This window comes from Pseudomonas cavernae (genome assembly GCF_003595175.1).
Classification (GTDB): Bacteria; Pseudomonadota; Gammaproteobacteria; order Pseudomonadales; family Pseudomonadaceae; genus Aquipseudomonas; species Aquipseudomonas cavernae.
Window position 1 is genome coordinate 575,727 of the sequence record NZ_CP032419.1, and the last position, 19,811, is coordinate 595,537.

Here is a 19,811-nt window from a genome sequence, read left to right on the forward strand (position 1 = left end):
TGCGGCTAACGCACTTCAGTGCGGCCCCGAAGGGGCGAGCGGAGCGAGTACTGCTCATTTACAGTTGTAAACTCCGCTTCCTCACCTGTTTTTGCCTTGTCTCTCCTGCGCTCGCGACGCTTGGAAGAGGTAGGAAAATAAAAAGGGCGCCATTGGCGCCCTTTTTGTTGTCCGCAATTCAGATCCGGTAGGTGCTCTTGGTCATCACCTTGGACAGCAGGCTCATGCCGAACTTGACCGGCAGCGGGAAGCGCAGGCCGCCGGCTTCCAGGGCGCTGTCGGCGTGCTGCTGCTCATCGCTGCGCATCTGCTCGAGAATGGCGCGCGACTTGCCGTCTTCGGCCGGCAGTTGCTGCAGATGGGCGTCGAGGTGTTTGCATACCTGATCCTCGGTGGCGGCGACGAAGCCCAGGCTGACCCGGTCGCTGATCAGCCCGGCCACTGCGCCGAGGCCGAAGGACAGGCCGTAGAACAGCGGGTTGAGCACGCTCGGGTGGCTGCCCAGCTCGCGGATGCGCTGCTCGCACCAGGCCAGGTGATCGACCTCTTCGTCGGCGGCCTGTTCCATGGCGGCGCGCACGTCCGGCAGCTTGGCGGTCAGCGCCTGGCCCTGGTATAGCGCCTGGGCACAGACCTCGCCGGTGTGGTTGATGCGCATCAGGCCGGCGACGTGGCGGGCGTCGTCGCTGTCCAGATCGACATCGGGCTGGGTGATCGCCGGCGAAGGCCGGTAGGGCTGGCCGCTGAACGGCAGCAGGGTGCGCAGGGCGGCGTCGGCCTGCAGCAGCAGGCGATCGGCGCGGGAGTAATGGCGTTCGCTGGCCATGGGGGACCTCCAGGAAAACGATGCCGGCAGTTTACTCCATGCGCGGCGCCGGGGCTTGATCGGCATCAGTCCGCTCCGCCTTGCTGGGGCTCTAGCCCGGCGGCCAGGCCATCTGCCGCTGGCCGAGCACGTGCATGTGGATGTGGTAGACGCTCTGGCCGGCCAGCGGGTTGCAGTTCATCACCATGCGGAAACCACCCTCGCAGCCCAGCTCCTTGGCCAGGCGCTGGGCGGTATAGGTGATGTGGCCGAGCAGGGCCTTGTCGTCTTCCTCGAGGTCATTGAAGGTGCGGATGTGCTTTTTCGGGATCAGCAGAAAATGCACCGGCGCCTGCGGGTGGATGTCGTGGAAGGCGATGACCTGCTCGTCTTCATAAAACTTGCGCGCGGGAATATCCCCGGCGACGATCTTGCAGAACAGACAGTCCACGGACAGCGCTCCGGCTTTATTTGCAGAAGCCTGAGTTTAACAGCGGCCCGCCGCGACCGCGATTCACAAGGAGTGGGTGTGAAAAACGATATCCATGATCTCGGCCTGGTGCTCGATTCCAAGGTCAAACTGATCGTAATCGAGTCCTGGGACGAGCCGCGGGTGCTGGAAACCCTGACCAGCCTGGCGATCAAGCGCGGCCTCGGCCTGTATACCTGGGCGGTGACCGAGGGCGTGCAGCGCCTCGGTTTCGGCGGCGAGGCGCTGGGCGCGGAGCCGAGCTTCGAGCCGGAGGCGGCGCTCAAGCTGATCAAGCACGACCCGCAGGCCAACCTCTATGTGCTCTGCGACCTGCATCCGTTCCTCGACGACAATCCCAAGCTGGTGCGCCTGCTCAAGGAGATCGCCATGGCCGAGGGCACGCACAAGCCGACCCTGGTGCTGGTCTCCCATGGGCTGAAGCTGCCGGCGGAGGTGCAGCGCTATGCCGCGCGCTTCAGTCTGGCGCTGCCTTCGGAAGACGAGCTGCTGGCCATCGTGCGCGAGGAGGCGGGGCGCTGGAGCGAGCGCAATCGCGGCGCGCGGGTGCGCACCGATAACCGTACTCTGCAGCAGGTGGTGAAGAACCTGCGCGGCCTCAGCCATGGCGAGGCGCGGGCGCTGGCGCGCAACCTGATCTGCGACGACGGCGCGATCACCCAGGAAGACCTGCCGGAGCTGAACAAGACCAAGTTCCAGCTGCTCGACCTGGAGGGCGTGCTCAGCTTCGAGTACGACACCGCGCGCTTCGCCGAGGTCGGTGGGCTGGCCAATCTCAAGCGCTGGCTGGCCGAGCGCCAGCAGGTGTTCATGGCGGGCCAGGGCGTCGACCTGCCCAAGGGCGTGCTGTTGGTCGGCGTCCAGGGCGCCGGCAAGAGCCTGGCCGCCAAGTCGGTGGCCGGGCTCTGGGGCCTGCCGTTGCTGCGCCTGGACTTCGCCTGCCTGTACAACAAGTTCTTCGGCGAAACCGAGCGCAACCTGCGCGAGGCGCTGCGCCTGGCCGAACAGATGGCGCCCTGCGTGCTGTGGATGGACGAGGTGGAGAAGGGCCTGGCCAGCGGCGAGCACGACGGCGGTGTCAGCCAGCGCGTGCTCGGCGCCCTATTGACCTGGCTGGCCGAGCGCCAGGCGCCGGTGTTCCTGGTGGCGACCGCCAATGCCATCGACCGTCTGCCGCCGGAACTGGTGCGCAAGGGTCGCTTCGACGAGCTGTTCTTCGTCGACCTGCCGGAGGCGGCGGTGCGCGCGGAGATCTTCCGCATCCACCTGCAGCGCCGAGAGTTGGAACCGCACGGCTTCGAGTTGGCCGAGTTGGCGACGGCCACCGAGGGGTTTTCCGGGGCGGAGATCGAACAGGTGGTGGTCAGCGCCCTGTATGCCGGCCAAGCCCGCCAGCAGGCGGTCGATCAGGCGCTGCTGCTGAACAGCATTAAAGGCACGGCACCGCTGTCGGTGGTGATGGCCGAAGACTTGGCCCGCTTGCGCGCCTGGGCTCAGGGACGCACGGTCGGCGCCGATTGAAGCGCCTTAGAACCTGTCTCGGATCTGCTGCGCGTCGGCGATACAGCGTTAAAAGCAGCCTCAGAAAGCCGCTTGCGGCTAACGCGCTTTAGCGCGACCCGAAGGGCGAGTGCAATGAGTCATGCTCATTTACAACTCGTAAACTGCGCTTCTTCGACTGTTTGATTCGCTACGCTCACCCTTCGGGCCAGCCTTCGGCTGTTACTCCCGTTGGTCGTTGCGCCTTGTCTCGCTCTAGCTCGCGAGATCCGAGACAGGCTCTTAGCCCTGGCTGAGCGACCTGTTGATCCGCCCCGCCAGGCGCCGCATCAGCAGGCGCGGCAATAGCCGCGGCAGCCAGGCGGCGAGACGGTTGCGCCAGCCGGGAATGATGATCGCGCGGTTCTTAGCCAAGGCCTTGACCGCGTACAGCGCGACTTCCTCGGCGCTGAGCAGCCGCTTGCTGCCCTGCAGACGGCTGTCATCGAGCCGGGCGTTGCGGAAAAACGCGCTGCGGGTCGGCCCCGGGCACAGCACCGAGACCTTCACCCCGACCGCCTTGAATTCTTCCCGCAGCCCTTCGGACAGGTGCAAGACGTAGGTCTTGCTGGCGGAGTAGCTGCTCATCCACGGCCCCGGCTGGAAGGCTGCCCCCGAGGCGACATTGAGGATCTGCCCGCCGCCGAGGGTGGCCATGACGTTGCCGAGGGCGTGACACAGGCGGGTCAGGGCCAGCACGTTGAGTTCCAGCAGCTGTTGCTCGTCGGCCCATTCGTGGGCGAGGAAGGCGCCCGAGGTAGCGATGCCGGCGTTGTTCACCAGCAGGTCGATCTGCCGCTCGCCCTGTTCCAGCTCGAGGAGCAGGCCGGTCAGTTGCAGCGGGCTGCTCAGATCACAGACGCGGAACAGCACCTCGACGCCGAAGCGCTGGGTCAGCTCGCAGGCGATGCTGTCCAGGGCGTCGCGCCGGCGGGCCACCAGGATCAGGCTGCGGCCGCGCCGGGCCAGGGCTTCGGCCAGGGCCAGGCCGATGCCGCTGGAGGCGCCGGTGATCAGGGCATAGCGGGGCATGGGGTTCTCCGTGACAGGGCCGGCGCCAGGCGGCGCCGGTTCGGTCGGGCCTGCGCCGGTGCGGCTTATTCTTCGCCGTAGGGGTTGCTGGGCTTTTCCTGGGTGGCGGGCATGTCGTAGCTGCCTGGCAGGCCGAGGTCATCACCCAGGCCGCTGAGGGCGGCGACGCCGCCGAACAGCAGCGCCAGCACCAGCGCGGCAATCGGGATCAGCCACAGGCCGGCGAGCACCTTGACTGCCGTGCTGTTGGCCGGCGGCGGCGGGCCGTAGCGATTGGCGCCGGGGGTGCCGGGCACCAGCAGCATCAGCAGGGCGAACACGCTGCCGACCAGTGGGATCAGGTTGAGCAGCAGCAGCCAGCCGGACCAGTCGATATCGTGCAGGCGCTGCACGCCGATCTGCACCGCCACCACCATCAGGGCGATAGACGCGGCGATCATCAGGATGGCGCCGAGGGTCTGGTCGATCCCCAGGCCGATGGCGGCGATGCCGAACAGGCCGGCGCCGGCCAGCATCAGCACCAGCGACCAGGCCAGGTAGCGCAGGCGGCCGATCCGCCCCTCGAGGCTGAACACCTTGAGGTCGCCTACCTCCGGCAGCGGCTCGCCGACCGGTGCCTGCGGTGGCGTATAAGGCGACGGTTCGGCGCTGCCGGGGGAAGACGGCGGCTGGGGCGGGGCGCTTTCCGCCAACTGCGCCTGGCGCGCCACATACTTGTCGATGACGATGCCACAGGCCGCGCACTCAATGGCTTGGGGTTGCTCGTGGGCGCACTTCGGGCACTGCATGCGGGCGTCGGTCATGGCGTTGACCGTTGCCGCCGGGCGGTGCTCGTCGGTATCCACCAGGCTCAGGCTGGCGGCCTGGTCCGCCTCCATACGCACATGGGCGCCGGCCCGGGTCAGGGCGACGACATATTTGTCCACCTCGGTGGCCGAGAGGTCGCGCTTGAGCACCACGGCGCGCCGGCCGAACAGCTGCTCGATGCGCGCGCGGTCGCTTTTGAACAAGCGGGCGAGATTGTCCTTGACGGTGTCGAGCGACATCTCCGGCAGCAGTTCGCCGTCGAAGACGATCTTGAAACGGGCTTCGTTCATGCGGGCTTCCTTGTCGGCGTGAGAGGGTTAAGCACAGCGTAGTAGCCCGGCGCACGGCGCGACAAGCGGCGTCCAACGGCCGCGGTCACGCCATCCGCTGCGGCTTTAGCCTGGCCAGCGTTGCCCGAGCTGGCTACTGCGGGCCAGGGCGGCGCGGTACTCGCGATCGAGGCGCTGCACCAGTTCATCGACGCTCGGCAGGTCGCTGATCTCGCCGACGCCCTGGCCGGCCGACCACACGGTTTTCCATGCCTTGGCTTCGTCGCTGACCGGCTTGAGCTTCTCGCCGTAGTTCATCTCGCCTTTATCCTGTAGGCGCTGCATGTCGTAGCCGGCCAGTTCCAGGCTCTGGCGCATGAAGCTCGCCGGCACGCCGGAGACTGCCGGGGTGTGGATGATGTCGGCGGCCTTGGCGTGGAGGATCATCTGCTTGTAGGGCTCGTCGGCATTGCTTTCCTGGGTGGCGATGAAGCGCGTGCCGAGATAGGCCAGGTCGGCGCCGAGCATCTGCGCGGCGAGGATCTCGTGGCCGTGGTTGAGGCAGCCGGAGAGCAGCAGGGTCTTGTCATAGAATTGACGGATTTCGGCGAGCAGCGCGAACGGGCTCCAGGTCCCGGCATGCCCGCCGGCGCCGGCGGCCACCGCGATCAGGCCATCGACCCCGGCCTCGGCGGCCTTCTCCGCGTGGCGGCGGGTGGTCACGTCATGGAACACCAGGCCGCCGTAGCTGTGCACGGCATCCACCACTTCCTTCACCGCGCCGAGGCTGGTGATGACGATTGGCACCCGGTGCTCGACGCAGATCGCCAGGTCGGCCTGCAGGCGCGGGTTGCTGTGGTGGACGATGAGGTTGACCGCGAAGGGCGCCGAGTCGGCATCCAGGCCGGCCTCGATCTCTTCCAGCCAGGCCTTGAAGCCACTGCTCTCGCGCTGGTTCAGGGCCGGGAAGCTGCCGACTATGCCGTTGCGGCAGCAGGCCAGGACCAATTGCGGATTGGACACCAGGAACATCGGCGCGGCGACGATCGGCAGGCGCAGACGTTGGTCGAGCAGGGCAGGCAAGGACATGGGGGTTCCTCTTATTCGGCGTCAGAAGGGTTTGACCACCACCAGGATGACGATGGCCAGCAGGAACAGCACCGGCACTTCATTGAACCAACGGTAGAACACATGGCTGCGGGCATTCTCGCCGCGGGCGAAGCGTTTGAGTTGGGCGCCGCAAACATGGTGATAACCGATCAACAGTGCTACCAGTAGCAGCTTGGCATGCAGCCAGCCCATCTTCAGCCAGGCCGGGTTGAGGTACAGCAGCCAGAAGCCGAACAGAAGAGTGGCGAGCATCGACGGCAGCATGATGCCGCGGTACAGCTTGCGTTCCATCACGCAGAAGCGCTCGTGACTGGCCGCGTCGCTGCTCATGGCGTGGTAGACGAACAGGCGCGGCAGATAGAACAGGCCGGCGAACCAGCAGACCATGGCGATGAGGTGCAGGGCTTTGAGCCAGAGCATTGAGGAGCCTCGAGTATAGGTGTGACCCCGATACTAGAGGGCTTGGCCGCGGGCGTCACCTGCCCGACGGCTGGCTACACTCGGCGGCATGTGGGTTTTAGCACCCGTCTTGGGGCGGCCAGGAGAGGCTGGTGCCGATCTACCACGCCCTGGCCGCGCAGATGCTGGCGTCCCTGGACGGCGCCAACCGTCGCGAGTCGCCGCGCTGAGGCGCTCGCCCTGTTCATGTCCGCCCCCGGCTCTTATCATGGACGTTTTCCCAGGTTGGCCCGAGAAGGCGGAGTGACGGACAGATGATCAAGGTCGGCATCGTTGGCGGTACAGGTTATACGGGCGTGGAACTGCTGCGCCTGCTGGCACAGCACCCGCAGGCGCAGGTGGCGGTGATCACCTCGCGTTCCGAGGCCGGGCTGAAGGTCGCCGACATGTACCCGAACCTGCGCGGCCACTACGACGAGCTGGCCTTCAGCGTGCCGGATGTGGCCACTCTCGGCGCCTGCGACGTGGTGTTCTTCGCCACTCCGCACGGTGTCGCCCATGCCCTGGCCAGCGAACTGCTGGCGGCCGGCACCAAGGTCATCGATCTGTCCGCCGACTTCCGCCTGGCGGACGCCGAGGAGTGGGCCAAGTGGTATGGCCAGCCGCACGGCGCGCCGGAGTTGCTCGGCGAGGCGGTTTACGGTCTGCCGGAGGTCAACCGCGAGCGGATCAAGCAGGCGCGCCTAATCGCCGTGCCCGGCTGCTATCCGACCGCCACCCAACTGGGCTTCTTGCCACTGCTGGAGGCCGGTCTGGCCGATCCGTCGCGCCTGATTGCCGACTGCAAGTCCGGGGTCAGCGGTGCCGGGCGCGGCGCCAGCGTCGGTTCGCTGTTCAGTGAAGCCGGTGAAAGCATGAAAGCCTATGGGGTCCAAGGCCATCGGCATCTGCCGGAAATCAGCCAGGGCCTGCGTCGCGCCGCCAAAGGCGAGGTCGGCCTGACCTTCGTGCCGCATCTGACGCCGATGATCCGCGGCATCCATGCCACCCTCTACGCCAATGTTGTGGACCGCTCGGTCGACCTGCAGGCGCTGTTCGAGCGGCGCTACGCCAGCGAGCCCTTCGTCGATGTGATGCCGGCCGGCAGCCATCCGGAAACCCGCAGCGTGCGCGGCGCCAACGTCTGCCGCATCGCCGTGCATCGGCCGCAGGACGGTGACCTGGTGGTGGTGTTGTCGGTGATCGACAACCTGGTCAAGGGCGCTTCCGGTCAGGCGGTGCAGAACATGAACATCCTCTTCGGCCTGGATGAGCGCGCTGGGTTGTCCCACGCGGCCCTGCTGCCCTAAGACGGTGCGGCGGACTGGTCAATAGTTGACCACTTTAGTCGGGGAAGCGGATAATGCCGCGTCCCCCAGTTTTTCTGACGGCCAAGCGCCGGGAGATTTGCAGTATGAGCGTCGAAACCTTCACCCCCACTCCCTTGCTGTTCACGCAGGGCGCGGCGCACAAGGTGAAAACCCTTGTCGAGGAAGAAGGGAACCCGCGCCTTAAGCTGCGCGTGTTTGTCACCGGTGGCGGCTGTTCCGGCTTCCAGTACGGCTTCACCTTCGATGACGAGGTGGCGGATGACGACACTATTGTCGAGCGCGAGGGCGTCAGCCTGGTGGTCGATCCGATGAGCTTCCAGTACCTGGCCGGTGCCGAAGTGGATTATCAGGAAGGGCTAGAGGGTTCGCGCTTCGTGATCAAGAATCCGAACGCCACTACGACCTGCGGTTGCGGCTCGTCGTTCTCGATCTGATTCGCTGGTGAGATAGCTCAACGCCGTGCCCAGTGCACGGCGTTGTCGTTTCTGCACTGTGGGTTTTGATTTCAGGCCGGGTAAATGGCGCCGAGCACGCGCAGGCCGCGCGCCCCGGTAACGCTCGGGCGGTTGGCGGCAATGCCTTCCAGGCAGCAGTGTGCCAGCCAGGCGAAGGCCATGGCTTCCACCCAGTCCGGCGGCACGCCGTAGGCGTCGGTGCTGCTGACCTGCGTGTTCGGCAGCAGGCAGGCCAGACGTGCCATCAGCGCGCCGTTGTGTGCGCCGCCGCCACAGACCAGTAACTGCGCCGTGCCGTGCTGTGCCGCCTGCAACGAATCGATAATGCTGTGGGCGGTCAGCTCTAACAACGTGGCTTGCACATCTTCCGGGGCCAAGGCCGGCAGACGCTGCAAGTGCTGCTCCAGCCAAGGCAGATTGAACAGTTCGCGGCCGGTGCTTTTCGGTCCATGCCCCTGGAAGAACGGATCGCCAAGCAAGGCGTGCAGGAGTGCCGGCTGTGCCTGGCCACTGGCAGCCCAGGCCCCGTCGCGGTCGAAGCTAACGCCCTGATGGCGGTGGATCCAGGCATCCAACAGCACATTGCCGGGACCGCAATCGAAGCCGCGCACCGGTTGCCCCGGGTCCAGCAGGCTAAGGTTGCTGAAGCCCCCGACATTCAGGACCGCGCGCGGGCATTGGCCGTCGTCGAACAGGGTCTGATGAAAGGCTGGCACCAGAGGCGCGCCCTGGCCGCCGGCGGCTACATCGCGGCGGCGGAAATCGCTGACCACGCTGATACCGGTCAGCTCGCTCAGCAGGGCGGGGTTGCCGATCTGAATGCTGAAGCCGCGGGCAGGTTCATGGCGCACGGTCTGGCCGTGGCTGCCAATCGCACGGATGTCTTCTGGGTGCAGTTGCTGTGAGGCGAGCAGCGTTTCGATACCCTGCGCGGCCAGGCTCACCCACTGCTGCTCGGCAATGGCGGCGCGGGCCAGTTCATCCGCGCCGGAGGCGCACAGCGCCAGCAGTTCGGCCCGCAGCTCGGCGGGCATCGGCAGATAGTGGGTGGCCAGCAGACGGGGATGCTCGTGCTGGTCGAGCAGGGCAATGTCCAGGCCATCCAGACTGGTTCCGGACATCACGCCTATATAGAGGGGCATGGCTTAACGCTTGTTCAGCGCCAGCATGGTGGCTTTTTCCTGATCCATGCGAGCCAGCAGTGGCTTGCTTTGCTGCTGGAAACGTTGTTTTTCGGTGCGGGCAATCGGATCGGCCATGGGCAGCTTGCGGCTGAGTGGGTCGACATGCACGCCATTGGCCTGGAACTCATAATGCAGATGAGGCCCGGTAGACAGGCCGGTGGTGCCAATATAGCCAATGATCTGCCCCTGCTTGACCATGCCGCCGGTACGCACGCCCTTGGCGAAGCCCTGCATATGGCCATAGAGAGTGCGATAGCTGTTGCCATGCTGGATGATCACGGTATTGCCGTAGCCGCCACGGCGGCCGGCGAGCAAGACCTTGCCGTCCCCTGCCGCCTTGATAGGCGTGCCGCGGGCGGCGGCATAGTCGACACCCTTGTGCGCACGGATTTTGTTCAGGATCGGGTGCTTGCGGCCCATGGAAAAACGCGAGCTGATGCGTGCGAAGTCTACCGGCGTACGGATGAAGGCCTTGCGCATGCTGTTGCCATCAGCGGTGTAGTAGCTGGTCAGCCCTTGCTTGCTGGTATAACGCACCGCCGTATAAGGCTTGCCCCGGTTGACGAAACGCGCGGCGAGGATACTGCCGGTACCGACTCGCTTGCCGTTGATGACCTTCTCTTCGTAGATCACCTCGAACTCGTCGCCCTCGCGGATGTCCTGGGCAAAGTCGATGTCGTAGCCAAACACGTTGGCCAGGTCCATGGTCAGATTGTGCGACATGCCGGCGCGTTTGGCGGACAGAAACAACGAGCTGTCGATTACACCGCGGGCGTAAGCAGTGCGTTCTTCGGGTTTGGTCAGCTCGCGCTTGAAGACAAGGCCTTTGTCATTGTTGGTCAGGCTGATGCTTTCCAGGTCACTGAGCTTGCTGTGCAGGCCTTCCAGTTGCCCGTCAGAGGAAAGTCGGATCTCCAGCACTTGGCCGACCTTGAGCTGGCCGAACCGCTTGGCATCTTTGCTGCTGTTCACCACGCTGTGCACGTCGTTGGAGGTCAGGCCAACCTTGGCAAAGAGCGTGGACAAAGTGTCGCCAGCAGCCACGGCAACTGCACGATGGCGGGGGGCGGTAGGCGTTGTCTCGGAAGCGGTAGAGGTTGAAGCGTCGTTTTTCTTGTTATCCGCGTCTTGTTCGGCGCTGTTCTGATTATTGTCGGAGCCCTCGATCTTGGCGAATGGCGAGGTGCTCTGGTCCCCCGTAGCGGGGTCTGGTCGGAGGTCGTCCTTTTCCTGGATGACCTGTTCGCTACCATTGTCGAGCTCGAGATTGAGGTGGGTTTTCTTGGCTTCTACTTCGCGCGAGGGGAATACCAGTAGGGCGAGGCTGAGCAGCGCTGCGACACCGCTCGCCGCCAGTAGATGGCTTTTCGGATAGAGCGGCGGCGCTTTTGGCTTTGTAGTTGGCATAGGCATCTTGACTTTGAAAAGGTGACTAGAAACGAAGGTGAAAATGAAGAAGATGAAATAACTGTATAAAATATAACCAAATCCTCTCTGGGGCAACCCTAAGAGAGGGCGATTCGCCCGGCAGGCCAGGAATGCCGGGCAAAACTTGTTTTTAGGCTGCGATCTTGTATGGTTGGTTCCCTTTGTTTGCAGTGGTCACGGGTCCTGTCATGAAGTCGGTTGAAGAGCAGCTGGCGCTGATCAAGCGCGGTGCGGAAGAGGTTCTGGTTGAGTCGGAATTGATCGAAAAGCTGGAGCGCGGCCAACCGCTCCGGATCAAGGCTGGCTTCGATCCGACGGCGCCTGATCTGCACCTGGGCCACACCGTCCTCATTAATAAGCTGCGCCAGTTTCAGGAACTGGGGCACCAGGTAATCTTCCTGATCGGCGACTTCACCGGCATGATCGGAGATCCCAGCGGCAAGAGCGCTACGCGCCCGCCGCTGACGCGTGAGCAGGTGCTGGAAAATGCCGAGACCTACAAGGCTCAGGTGTTCAAGATCCTTGATCCGACCAAGACCGAGGTTGCGTTCAACTCGACCTGGATGGACCAGCTGAAACCAGCGGACTTCATCCGTCTGGCTTCGCAATACACCGTGGCGCGCATGCTCGAGCGCGATGACTTCGATAAGCGCTACTCAAGCAATCAGCCAATCGCGATCCATGAGTTTCTCTATCCGTTGGTGCAGGGCTACGACTCGGTTGCCTTGCGCGCGGATGTCGAGCTGGGCGGCACCGATCAGAAATTCAACCTGCTGATGGGGCGTGAGTTGCAGCGCGCTTACGGACAGTCGTCGCAGTGCATCGTCACCATGCCGCTGCTGGAGGGCTTGGATGGCGTGAAGAAGATGTCCAAGTCCCTGGGTAATTATGTGGGTATCCAGGAAGCGCCGGGGATCATGTATAGCAAACTGGTTTCCATTCCGGACACTTTGATGTGGCGTTATTTTGAGCTGCTGAGCTTCCGCTCCATGGAAGAGATTGAGGGCTTCAAGTGCGATGTCGAGCAGGGGGCTAATCCACGGGACATCAAGATCAAGCTGGCCGAAGAGATCGTTGCGCGCTTCCATGGCGAAGAGGCTGCAGCTTCGGCTCATCGCGCGGCGGGTAACCGCATGAAAGAGGGCGAATTGCCTGAAGACTTGCCGGAACTGGAGCTGGTCTCGGCAGAGGACATGCCAATTGCTTCTGTCCTTAATAAGGCAGGGTTGGTGAAGAATGCGGCGGTTGCCCGGGACTTGCTGGGTTCTGGTGGCGTGCGGGTCGATGGCCAGGCGATCGATCGTGGCTTTGTTTTCAAGCTGGGTGCGACCCATGTTTGTCAGGCGGGCAAGAAGGCTTTTGCACGAATAACTCTTACGGCGGAGTGAATTTCGCAATTAAGCTGTTGACGTGTGTTTTAGTGGGCCTATAATGCGCACCACTTCCGGCGCAGTCCTTATGTAAAAGATCTTGATAATCAATAGGTTATAGAGATTTTCAAGGGGCTGGAGGTGGTTCGATCGGGTTGATCGAAAGCGGTGCAGGAGGAGGTTGACAGCGGTTTGAAACGCTGTAGAATTCGCCTCCCGCTGACGAGATGCTGAAGGCTGATCGGAAGCGCAAGCGATTGAAGTAGAAAAGAAATTTTCGAAATCGCTTGACGGAATGAGGGGCTGCTGTAAAATGCGCGCCTCGGTTGAGACGAAAGACTTAACCAACTGTTCTTTAACAACTGAATCAAGCAATTCGTGTGGGTGCTTGTGAGGTAAGACTGATAGTCACCTGATTATCAGCATCACAAGTAACACTCGTGAATTCGAGAGTTTATTTGCGATTGCTGAGCCAAGTTTAGGGTTTTCACAAAACCCAAGCAGTATTGAACTGAAGAGTTTGATCATGGCTCAGATTGAACGCTGGCGGCAGGCCTAACACATGCAAGTCGAGCGGCAGCGGGTCCTTCGGGATGCCGGCGAGCGGCGGACGGGTGAGTAATGCCTAGGAATCTGCCTGTTAGTGGGGGATAACGTTCGGAAACGGACGCTAATACCGCATACGTCCTACGGGAGAAAGTGGGGGATCTTCGGACCTCACGCTAACAGATGAGCCTAGGTCGGATTAGCTAGTAGGTGAGGTAAAGGCTCACCTAGGCGACGATCCGTAACTGGTCTGAGAGGATGATCAGTCACACTGGAACTGAGACACGGTCCAGACTCCTACGGGAGGCAGCAGTGGGGAATATTGGACAATGGGCGAAAGCCTGATCCAGCCATGCCGCGTGTGTGAAGAAGGTCTTCGGATTGTAAAGCACTTTAAGTTGGGAGGAAGGGTACTTACCTAATACGTGAGTATTTTGACGTTACCGACAGAATAAGCACCGGCTAACTTCGTGCCAGCAGCCGCGGTAATACGAAGGGTGCAAGCGTTAATCGGAATTACTGGGCGTAAAGCGCGCGTAGGTGGTTTGGTAAGTTGGATGTGAAAGCCCCGGGCTCAACCTGGGAACTGCATCCAAAACTGCCTGACTAGAGTACGGTAGAGGGTGGTGGAATTTCCTGTGTAGCGGTGAAATGCGTAGATATAGGAAGGAACACCAGTGGCGAAGGCGACCACCTGGACTGATACTGACACTGAGGTGCGAAAGCGTGGGGAGCAAACAGGATTAGATACCCTGGTAGTCCACGCCGTAAACGATGTCGACTAGCCGTTGGGTTCCTTGAGAACTTAGTGGCGCAGCTAACGCATTAAGTCGACCGCCTGGGGAGTACGGCCGCAAGGTTAAAACTCAAATGAATTGACGGGGGCCCGCACAAGCGGTGGAGCATGTGGTTTAATTCGAAGCAACGCGAAGAACCTTACCTGGCCTTGACATCTACAGAACTTTCCAGAGATGGATTGGTGCCTTCGGGAACTGTAAGACAGGTGCTGCATGGCTGTCGTCAGCTCGTGTCGTGAGATGTTGGGTTAAGTCCCGTAACGAGCGCAACCCTTGTCCTTAGTTACCAGCACGTTATGGTGGGCACTCTAAGGAGACTGCCGGTGACAAACCGGAGGAAGGTGGGGATGACGTCAAGTCATCATGGCCCTTACGGCCAGGGCTACACACGTGCTACAATGGTCGGTACAGAGGGTTGCCAAGCCGCGAGGTGGAGCTAATCCCACAAAACCGATCGTAGTCCGGATCGCAGTCTGCAACTCGACTGCGTGAAGTCGGAATCGCTAGTAATCGTGAATCAGAATGTCACGGTGAATACGTTCCCGGGCCTTGTACACACCGCCCGTCACACCATGGGAGTGGGTTGCACCAGAAGTAGCTAGTCTAACCGCAAGGGGGACGGTTACCACGGTGTGATTCATGACTGGGGTGAAGTCGTAACAAGGTAGCCGTAGGGGAACCTGCGGCTGGATCACCTCCTTAATCGACGACATCAGCTTTCTCATAAGCTCCCACACGAATTGCTTGATTCACTTGCGAAAAGCGATTGGGTTTAGACCCGAGAGTGAGACGATTGGGTCTGTAGCTCAGTTGGTTAGAGCGCACCCCTGATAAGGGTGAGGTCGGCAGTTCGAATCTGCCCAGACCCACCAATTGTCAAGGGATGTGGCCGGTCATTAGATGGGGCCATAGCTCAGCTGGGAGAGCGCCTGCTTTGCACGCAGGAGGTCAGGAGTTCGATCCTCCTTGGCTCCACCATTATCACGCAATCGCTGAAAGCTCAGAATTGAATGCTTAAAGAGTGAGCCTTGAATTCTGGTCTTTGCGCCAGTAACTGTTCTTTAAAAATTTGGGTATGTGATAGAAGTAGACTGAATAATCTCTTTCACTGGTGATTATTCAAGTCAAGGTAAAATTTGCGAGTTCAAGCGCGAATTTTCGGCGAATGTCGTCTTCACGTTCGAGACAGTAACCAGATTGCTTGGGGTTATATGGTCAAGTGAAGAAGCGCATACGGTGGATGCCTTGGCAGTCAGAGGCGATGAAAGACGTGGTAGCCTGCGATAAGCTTCGGGGAGTCGGCAAACAGACTTTGATCCGGAGATCTCTGAATGGGGGAACCCAGCCATCATAAGATGGTTATCTTGTACTGAATCCATAGGTGCAAGAGGCGAACCAGGGGAACTGAAACATCTAAGTACCCTGAGGAAAAGAAATCAACCGAGATTCCCTTAGTAGTGGCGAGCGAACGGGGATTAGCCCTTAAGCTTCATTGATTCTAATAGAACGCTCTGGAAAGTGCGGCCATAGTGGGTGATAGCCCCGTATATGAAAGGATCTTTGAAGTGAAATCGAGTAGGACGGAGCACGAGAAACTTTGTCTGAATATGGGGGGACCATCCTCCAAGGCTAAATACTACTGACTGACCGATAGTGAACTAGTACCGTGAGGGAAAGGCGAAAAGAACCCCGGAGAGGGGAGTGAAATAGATCCTGAAACCGTATGCGTACAAGCAGTGGGAGCCTACTTTGTTAGGTGACTGCGTACCTTTTGTATAATGGGTCAGCGACTTATATTCAGTGGCGAGCTTAACCGAATAGGGGAGGCGTAGCGAAAGCGAGTCTTAATAGGGCGTTTAGTCGCTGGGTATAGACCCGAAACCGGGCGATCTATCCATGGGCAGGTTGAAGGTTAGGTAACACTGACTGGAGGACCGAACCGACTACCGTTGAAAAGTTAGCGGATGACCTGTGGATCGGAGTGAAAGGCTAATCAAGCTCGGAGATAGCTGGTTCTCCTCGAAAGCTATTTAGGTAGCGCCTCGTGTATCACTGCTGGGGGTAGAGCACTGTTTCGGCTAGGGGGTCATCCCGACTTACCAAACCGATGCAAACTCCGAATACCAGCAAGTGTCAGCACGGGAGACACACGGCGGGTGCTAACGTCCGTCGTGAAAAGGGAAACAACCCAGACCGTCAGCTAAGGTCCCAAAGTTATGGTTAAGTGGGAAACGATGTGGGAAGGCTTAGACAGCTAGGAGGTTGGCTTAGAAGCAGCCACCCTTTAAAGAAAGCGTAATAGCTCACTAGTCGAGTCGGCCTGCGCGGAAGATGTAACGGGGCTCAAACCATACACCGAAGCTACGGGTTCGTCGTAAGACGAGCGGTAGAGGAGCGTTCTGTAAGCCTGTGAAGGTGAGTTGAGAAGCTTGCTGGAGGTATCAGAAGTGCGAATGCTGACATGAGTAACGACAATGGGTGTGAAAAACACCCACGCCGAAAGACCAAGGGTTCCTGCGCAACGTTAATCGACGCAGGGTTAGTCGGTCCCTAAGGCGAGGCTGAAAAGCGTAGTCGATGGGAAACAGGTTAATATTCCTGTACTTCTAGTTACTGCGATGGAGGGACGGAGAAGGCTAGGCCAGCTTGGCGTTGGTTGTCCAAGTTTAAGGTTGTAGGCTGAGGTCTTAGGTAAATCCGGGATCTTAAGGCTGAGAACTGATGACGAGTGCTCTTTTAGAGCGCGAAGTGGTTGATGCCATGCTTCCAAGAAAAGCTTCTAAGCTTCAGGTAACTAGGAACCGTACCCCAAACCGACACAGGTGGTTGGGTAGAGAATACCAAGGCGCTTGAGAGAACTCGGGTGAAGGAACTAGGCAAAATGGCACCGTAACTTCGGGAGAAGGTGCGCCGGTGAGGGTGAACGATTTACTCGGTAAGCCCATGCCGGTCGAAGATACCAGGCCGCTGCGACTGTTTATTAAAAACACAGCACTCTGCAAACACGAAAGTGGACGTATAGGGTGTGACGCCTGCCCGGTGCCGGAAGGTTAATTGATGGGGTTAGCGCAAGCGAAGCTCTTGATCGAAGCCCCGGTAAACGGCGGCCGTAACTATAACGGTCCTAAGGTAGCGAAATTCCTTGTCGGGTAAGTTCCGACCTGCACGAATGGCGTAACGATGGCGGCGCTGTCTCCACCCGAGACTCAGTGAAATTGAAATCGCTGTGAAGATGCAGTGTATCCGCGGCTAGACGGAAAGACCCCGTGAACCTTTACTGTAGCTTTGCACTGGACTTTGAGCCTGCTTGTGTAGGATAGGTGGGAGGCTTTGAAGCGTGGACGCCAGTTCGCGTGGAGCCATCCTTGAAATACCACCCTGGCATGCTTGAGGTTCTAACTCTGGTCCGTTATCCGGATCGAGGACAGTGTATGGTGGGCAGTTTGACTGGGGCGGTCTCCTCCTAAAGAGTAACGGAGGAGTACGAAGGTGCGCTCAGACCGGTCGGAAATCGGTCGTAGAGTATAAAGGCAAAAGCGCGCTTGACTGCGAGACAGACACGTCGAGCAGGTACGAAAGTAGGTCTTAGTGATCCGGTGGTTCTGTATGGAAGGGCCATCGCTCAACGGATAAAAGGTACTCCGGGGATAACAGGCTGATACCGCCCAAGAGTTCATATCGACGGCGGTGTTTGGCACCTCGATGTCGGCTCATCACATCCTGGGGCTGAAGCCGGTCCCAAGGGTATGGCTGTTCGCCATTTAAAGTGGTACGCGAGCTGGGTTTAGAACGTCGTGAGACAGTTCGGTCCCTATCTGCCGTGGACGTTTGAGATTTGAGAGGGGCTGACCTTAGTACGAGAGGACCGGGTTGGACGAACCTCTGGTGTTCCGGTTGTCACGCCAGTGGCATTGCCGGGTAGCTATGTTCGGAAAAGATAACCGCTGAAAGCATCTAAGCGGGAAACTTGCCTCAAGATGAGATCTCACTGGAGCCTTGAGCTCCCTGAAGGGCCGTCGAAGACTACGACGTTGATAGGTTGGGTGTGTAAGCGCTGTGAGGCGTTGAGCTAACCAATACTAATTGCCCGTGAGGCTTGACCATATAACACCCAAACAATCTGACGATTGTGGTGTTGGACGGTGAAGTCGACAAATACCGAAAGTTCGACAGAACTCGCTTAATACCCGCCGCAAGGCACTGTCACATACCCATTCGGGATGGCGTCTCACCACGACATCCCAACCCAATTGCTTGACGACCATAGAGAGTTGGAACCACCTGATCCCATCCCGAACTCAGTAGTGAAACGACTCATCGCCGATGGTAGTGTGGGGTCTCCCCATGTGAGAGTAGGTCATCGTCAAGCTCCTATCCCAAACCCCCAGCCCGCGACAGCAGGCTGGGGGTTTGTCTTTGCGCGCGGGAAAAGTTTGCCCGCCGTTCCTAGGCAATGCTGGGTCTCGTAGATATGATGCCTGCCTCATTGTGAGGCGTAATCTGTATGTCGATGTTGTTGAGGCTCCTCCAGGATGGGCGCTTTCATTCCGGGCAAGCTCTTGGGGCGGAGCTCGGGATTAGTCGGAGTGCTGTGTGGAAGCAATTGCAGCAACTCGAAGCGGAATTAAATGTGCCTATCCACAGGGTGCGTGGGCGGGGCTACAAGTTGGCTGATCCGATAACGCTGCTGGACGCTGAGCGTTTGCGCACACAGGTTTCCGCTGCGGATTGGTCATTTTCTCTTTTGGATAGCGTTGATTCGACCAATGCCGAGGCGTTGCGTCGTGTGGGGCGTGGGGCCGAGGCGCCCTTTTGCGTCTTGGCTGAGCGCCAGTCTGCTGGGCGTGGGCGGCGCGGGCGGCAGTGGATAAGCCCTTTTGCGGAAAATATCTATTACAGCTTGGTTTTGCGGATTGAGGGTGGGGCGCGCCAGCTTGAGGGGTTGAGTTTGGTTGTCGGCCTGGCGGTTATGTGGGCGTTGCGAGATATGGGGGTGGCCGGGGTTGGGCTGAAATGGCCCAATGACCTGCAGGTGGCGGGGCGTAAAATTGCCGGGATTCTGCTTGAGCTGTCAGGTGATCCGGCGGATGTTTGTCACGTGGTGGTAGGCATTGGTATCAACGTGAACATGCGCGGCAGCGAGAAAGAAATCGGGCAGCCCTGGACGTCGATGCGCTTGGAGTTGGGGGTATTGTGCGATCGGACCGAGTTGGTTTTGCGGCTGAACCAGAGGTTGCGTGAGTATCTACAACTGCACCTAGATAAGGGTTTTTCCGCTCTGAGGGAGGAGTGGGAGGCAAACCATCTATGGCAGGGGCGAGAGGTGGTGCTGGTGGCGGGGGCGCAGCGGGTTGAGGGAGTTGTGTTGGGGGTTGACCGGCACGGTGCGTTACGGATGCTAATGGCGGGTGTCGAGCAGCAGTACAGCGGCGGAGAGCTCAGTTTGAGGTTGCGTGATGATTCTTGAGCTCGATTGTGGCAATAGTTTTATTAAGTGGCGTGTTCTGCATGTGCTTGATGGGAATCTTGTGGCTGCGGGGGTGGTGGGTTCGGCGGAGCAGCTCTTGGCTGCGCTCAATGGGATTCCAGGCCTTGCGCTGAAATATTCGCGTTTGGTCAGTGTGCGTAGCGATGACGAGACGGCGCAGCTAACTAGCTTCCTAGCGGCGAACTTCAGGGTGGAGACGCGTAGCGTCCACCCGGCGGCTCAGTTAGCGGGCGTGCGCAATGGGTATTACGAGTATGAGCGGCTAGGTTTGGATCGCTGGTTAGCGCTATTGGGAGCCTATCACCAGGCGAAGAGGGCGTGCCTGGTTTTGGATTTGGGGACGGCGGTTACGTCTGATTTCGTCTCTGCAGCAGGTGATCACCTCGGTGGGTTCATTTGTCCCGGTGTCCCGCTCATGCGCAATCAGCTTAGAACCCACACTCGCCGCATTCGCTATGATGATGCCGCTGCAGAGCAGGCGCTGGGCTCCTTGCTTCCTGGGCGCTCGACAGTGGAGGCGGTCGAGCGGGGGTGTTCGTTAATGTTGCGTGGCTTTGTGCAAACCCAGTTGGAGTTGGCGCAGGAATACTGGGGGGAGGATTTTCAGGTCTTCCTGACGGGGGGGGATGCACTGTTGGTAAAGGAAGTGCTTCCTGGTGCTCGAGTGATGCCGGATTTGATATTTATTGGGTTGGCCATTGCTTGTCCGTTCACTTGAGGCT

The 19,811-nt window shown here is 60.1% G+C and carries 14 protein-coding genes, 2 tRNA genes and 3 rRNA genes; 11 read left to right on the forward strand and 8 right to left on the reverse strand.

The window, feature by feature from the left end; genetic code table 11:
- Positions 1 to 178: 178 nt before the first annotated feature.
- A complete protein-coding gene (gene coq7, locus D3880_RS02610; protein ID WP_119891984.1) occupies positions 179 to 826 on the reverse strand; it encodes a 2-polyprenyl-3-methyl-6-methoxy-1,4-benzoquinone monooxygenase in 648 nt (215 codons plus the stop codon).
- A 91-nt stretch (positions 827 to 917) separates the two neighbouring features.
- Positions 918 to 1,256 carry a histidine triad nucleotide-binding protein gene (locus tag D3880_RS02615; RefSeq protein ID WP_119891985.1) on the reverse strand — a complete coding sequence of 113 codons (339 nt, stop codon included), beginning with the start codon at positions 1,254 to 1,256 and terminating at the stop codon, positions 918 to 920.
- 78 nt (positions 1,257 to 1,334) lie between these two features.
- Here D3880_RS02615 and D3880_RS02620 point away from each other — a divergent pair, with 78 nt between their 5' ends.
- The gene (locus D3880_RS02620) at positions 1,335 to 2,816 is read left to right on the forward strand and encodes an AAA family ATPase (protein ID WP_119891986.1); all 1,482 of its coding nucleotides are present in this window, start codon (positions 1,335 to 1,337) and stop codon (positions 2,814 to 2,816) included.
- A gap of 261 nt (positions 2,817 to 3,077) precedes the next feature.
- Here the strand turns inward: D3880_RS02620 and D3880_RS02625 are convergent, their stop codons facing one another.
- The 4 genes from D3880_RS02625 to hemJ form a co-directional block, all read right to left on the reverse strand.
- On the reverse strand, positions 3,078 to 3,866 hold the full coding sequence (locus D3880_RS02625; protein ID WP_119891987.1) for an SDR family NAD(P)-dependent oxidoreductase: 789 nt from the start codon (positions 3,864 to 3,866) through the stop codon (positions 3,078 to 3,080).
- Positions 3,867 to 3,931: 65 nt separating this feature from the next.
- A complete protein-coding gene (locus D3880_RS02630) occupies positions 3,932 to 4,963 on the reverse strand; it encodes a DUF805 domain-containing protein (protein WP_119891988.1) in 1,032 nt (343 codons plus the stop codon).
- A 105-nt stretch (positions 4,964 to 5,068) separates the two neighbouring features.
- Positions 5,069 to 6,031: an NAD(P)H-dependent flavin oxidoreductase gene (locus tag D3880_RS02635; protein ID WP_119891989.1), complete on the reverse strand. Its 963-nt coding sequence runs from the start codon at positions 6,029 to 6,031 to the stop codon at positions 5,069 to 5,071.
- A 21-nt stretch (positions 6,032 to 6,052) separates the two neighbouring features.
- Positions 6,053 to 6,472: a protoporphyrinogen oxidase HemJ gene (hemJ, locus tag D3880_RS02640; RefSeq protein WP_119891990.1), complete on the reverse strand. Its 420-nt coding sequence runs from the start codon at positions 6,470 to 6,472 to the stop codon at positions 6,053 to 6,055.
- A 293-nt stretch (positions 6,473 to 6,765) separates the two neighbouring features.
- Here hemJ and argC point away from each other — a divergent pair, with 293 nt between their 5' ends.
- Both argC and erpA read left to right on the forward strand, forming a co-directional pair.
- A complete protein-coding gene (gene argC / locus D3880_RS02645) occupies positions 6,766 to 7,800 on the forward strand; it encodes an N-acetyl-gamma-glutamyl-phosphate reductase (RefSeq protein ID WP_119891991.1) in 1,035 nt (344 codons plus the stop codon).
- A 104-nt stretch (positions 7,801 to 7,904) separates the two neighbouring features.
- A complete protein-coding gene (gene erpA / locus D3880_RS02650; protein ID WP_119891992.1) occupies positions 7,905 to 8,255 on the forward strand; it encodes an iron-sulfur cluster insertion protein ErpA in 351 nt (116 codons plus the stop codon).
- A 71-nt stretch (positions 8,256 to 8,326) separates the two neighbouring features.
- On the opposite strand, the gene D3880_RS02655 is transcribed toward erpA, so the two are convergent.
- The gene (locus tag D3880_RS02655; RefSeq protein ID WP_119891993.1) at positions 8,327 to 9,418 is read right to left on the reverse strand and encodes an anhydro-N-acetylmuramic acid kinase; all 1,092 of its coding nucleotides are present in this window, start codon (positions 9,416 to 9,418) and stop codon (positions 8,327 to 8,329) included.
- Positions 9,419 to 9,421: 3 nt separating this feature from the next.
- Positions 9,422 to 10,867, reverse strand: a complete 1,446-nt coding sequence (locus D3880_RS02660) for a peptidoglycan DD-metalloendopeptidase family protein (RefSeq protein WP_119891994.1) — start codon at positions 10,865 to 10,867, stop codon at positions 9,422 to 9,424.
- 209 nt (positions 10,868 to 11,076) lie between these two features.
- Between D3880_RS02660 and tyrS the strand changes: the two genes are divergently transcribed.
- From tyrS to D3880_RS02705, 8 genes are all read left to right on the forward strand, one after another.
- On the forward strand, positions 11,077 to 12,276 hold the full coding sequence (gene tyrS, locus D3880_RS02665) for a tyrosine--tRNA ligase (RefSeq protein WP_119891995.1): 1,200 nt from the start codon (positions 11,077 to 11,079) through the stop codon (positions 12,274 to 12,276).
- Between the two features lie 490 nt (positions 12,277 to 12,766).
- Positions 12,767 to 14,303: ribosomal RNA gene (locus D3880_RS02675) — 16S ribosomal RNA — on the forward strand.
- A 93-nt stretch (positions 14,304 to 14,396) separates the two neighbouring features.
- A tRNA-Ile gene (locus D3880_RS02680) sits at positions 14,397 to 14,473 on the forward strand.
- 30 nt (positions 14,474 to 14,503) lie between these two features.
- Positions 14,504 to 14,579, forward strand: a tRNA-Ala gene (locus D3880_RS02685).
- Positions 14,580 to 14,814: 235 nt separating this feature from the next.
- A 23S ribosomal RNA gene (locus D3880_RS02690) occupies positions 14,815 to 17,705 on the forward strand.
- A gap of 149 nt (positions 17,706 to 17,854) precedes the next feature.
- Positions 17,855 to 17,970: ribosomal RNA gene (gene rrf / locus D3880_RS02695) — 5S ribosomal RNA — on the forward strand.
- Together the 16S, 23S and 5S rRNA genes with 2 tRNA genes alongside form the textbook arrangement of a ribosomal RNA operon.
- A gap of 135 nt (positions 17,971 to 18,105) precedes the next feature.
- The gene (birA, locus tag D3880_RS02700) at positions 18,106 to 19,068 is read left to right on the forward strand and encodes a bifunctional biotin--[acetyl-CoA-carboxylase] ligase/biotin operon repressor BirA (RefSeq protein WP_119891996.1); all 963 of its coding nucleotides are present in this window, start codon (positions 18,106 to 18,108) and stop codon (positions 19,066 to 19,068) included.
- Entirely contained in the window at positions 19,058 to 19,807 is a 750-nt protein-coding gene (locus D3880_RS02705; protein ID WP_119891997.1) for a pantothenate kinase, read from the forward strand. Before birA ends, D3880_RS02705 begins: the two co-directional genes overlap by 11 nt.
- Positions 19,808 to 19,811: the final 4 nt, after the last annotated feature.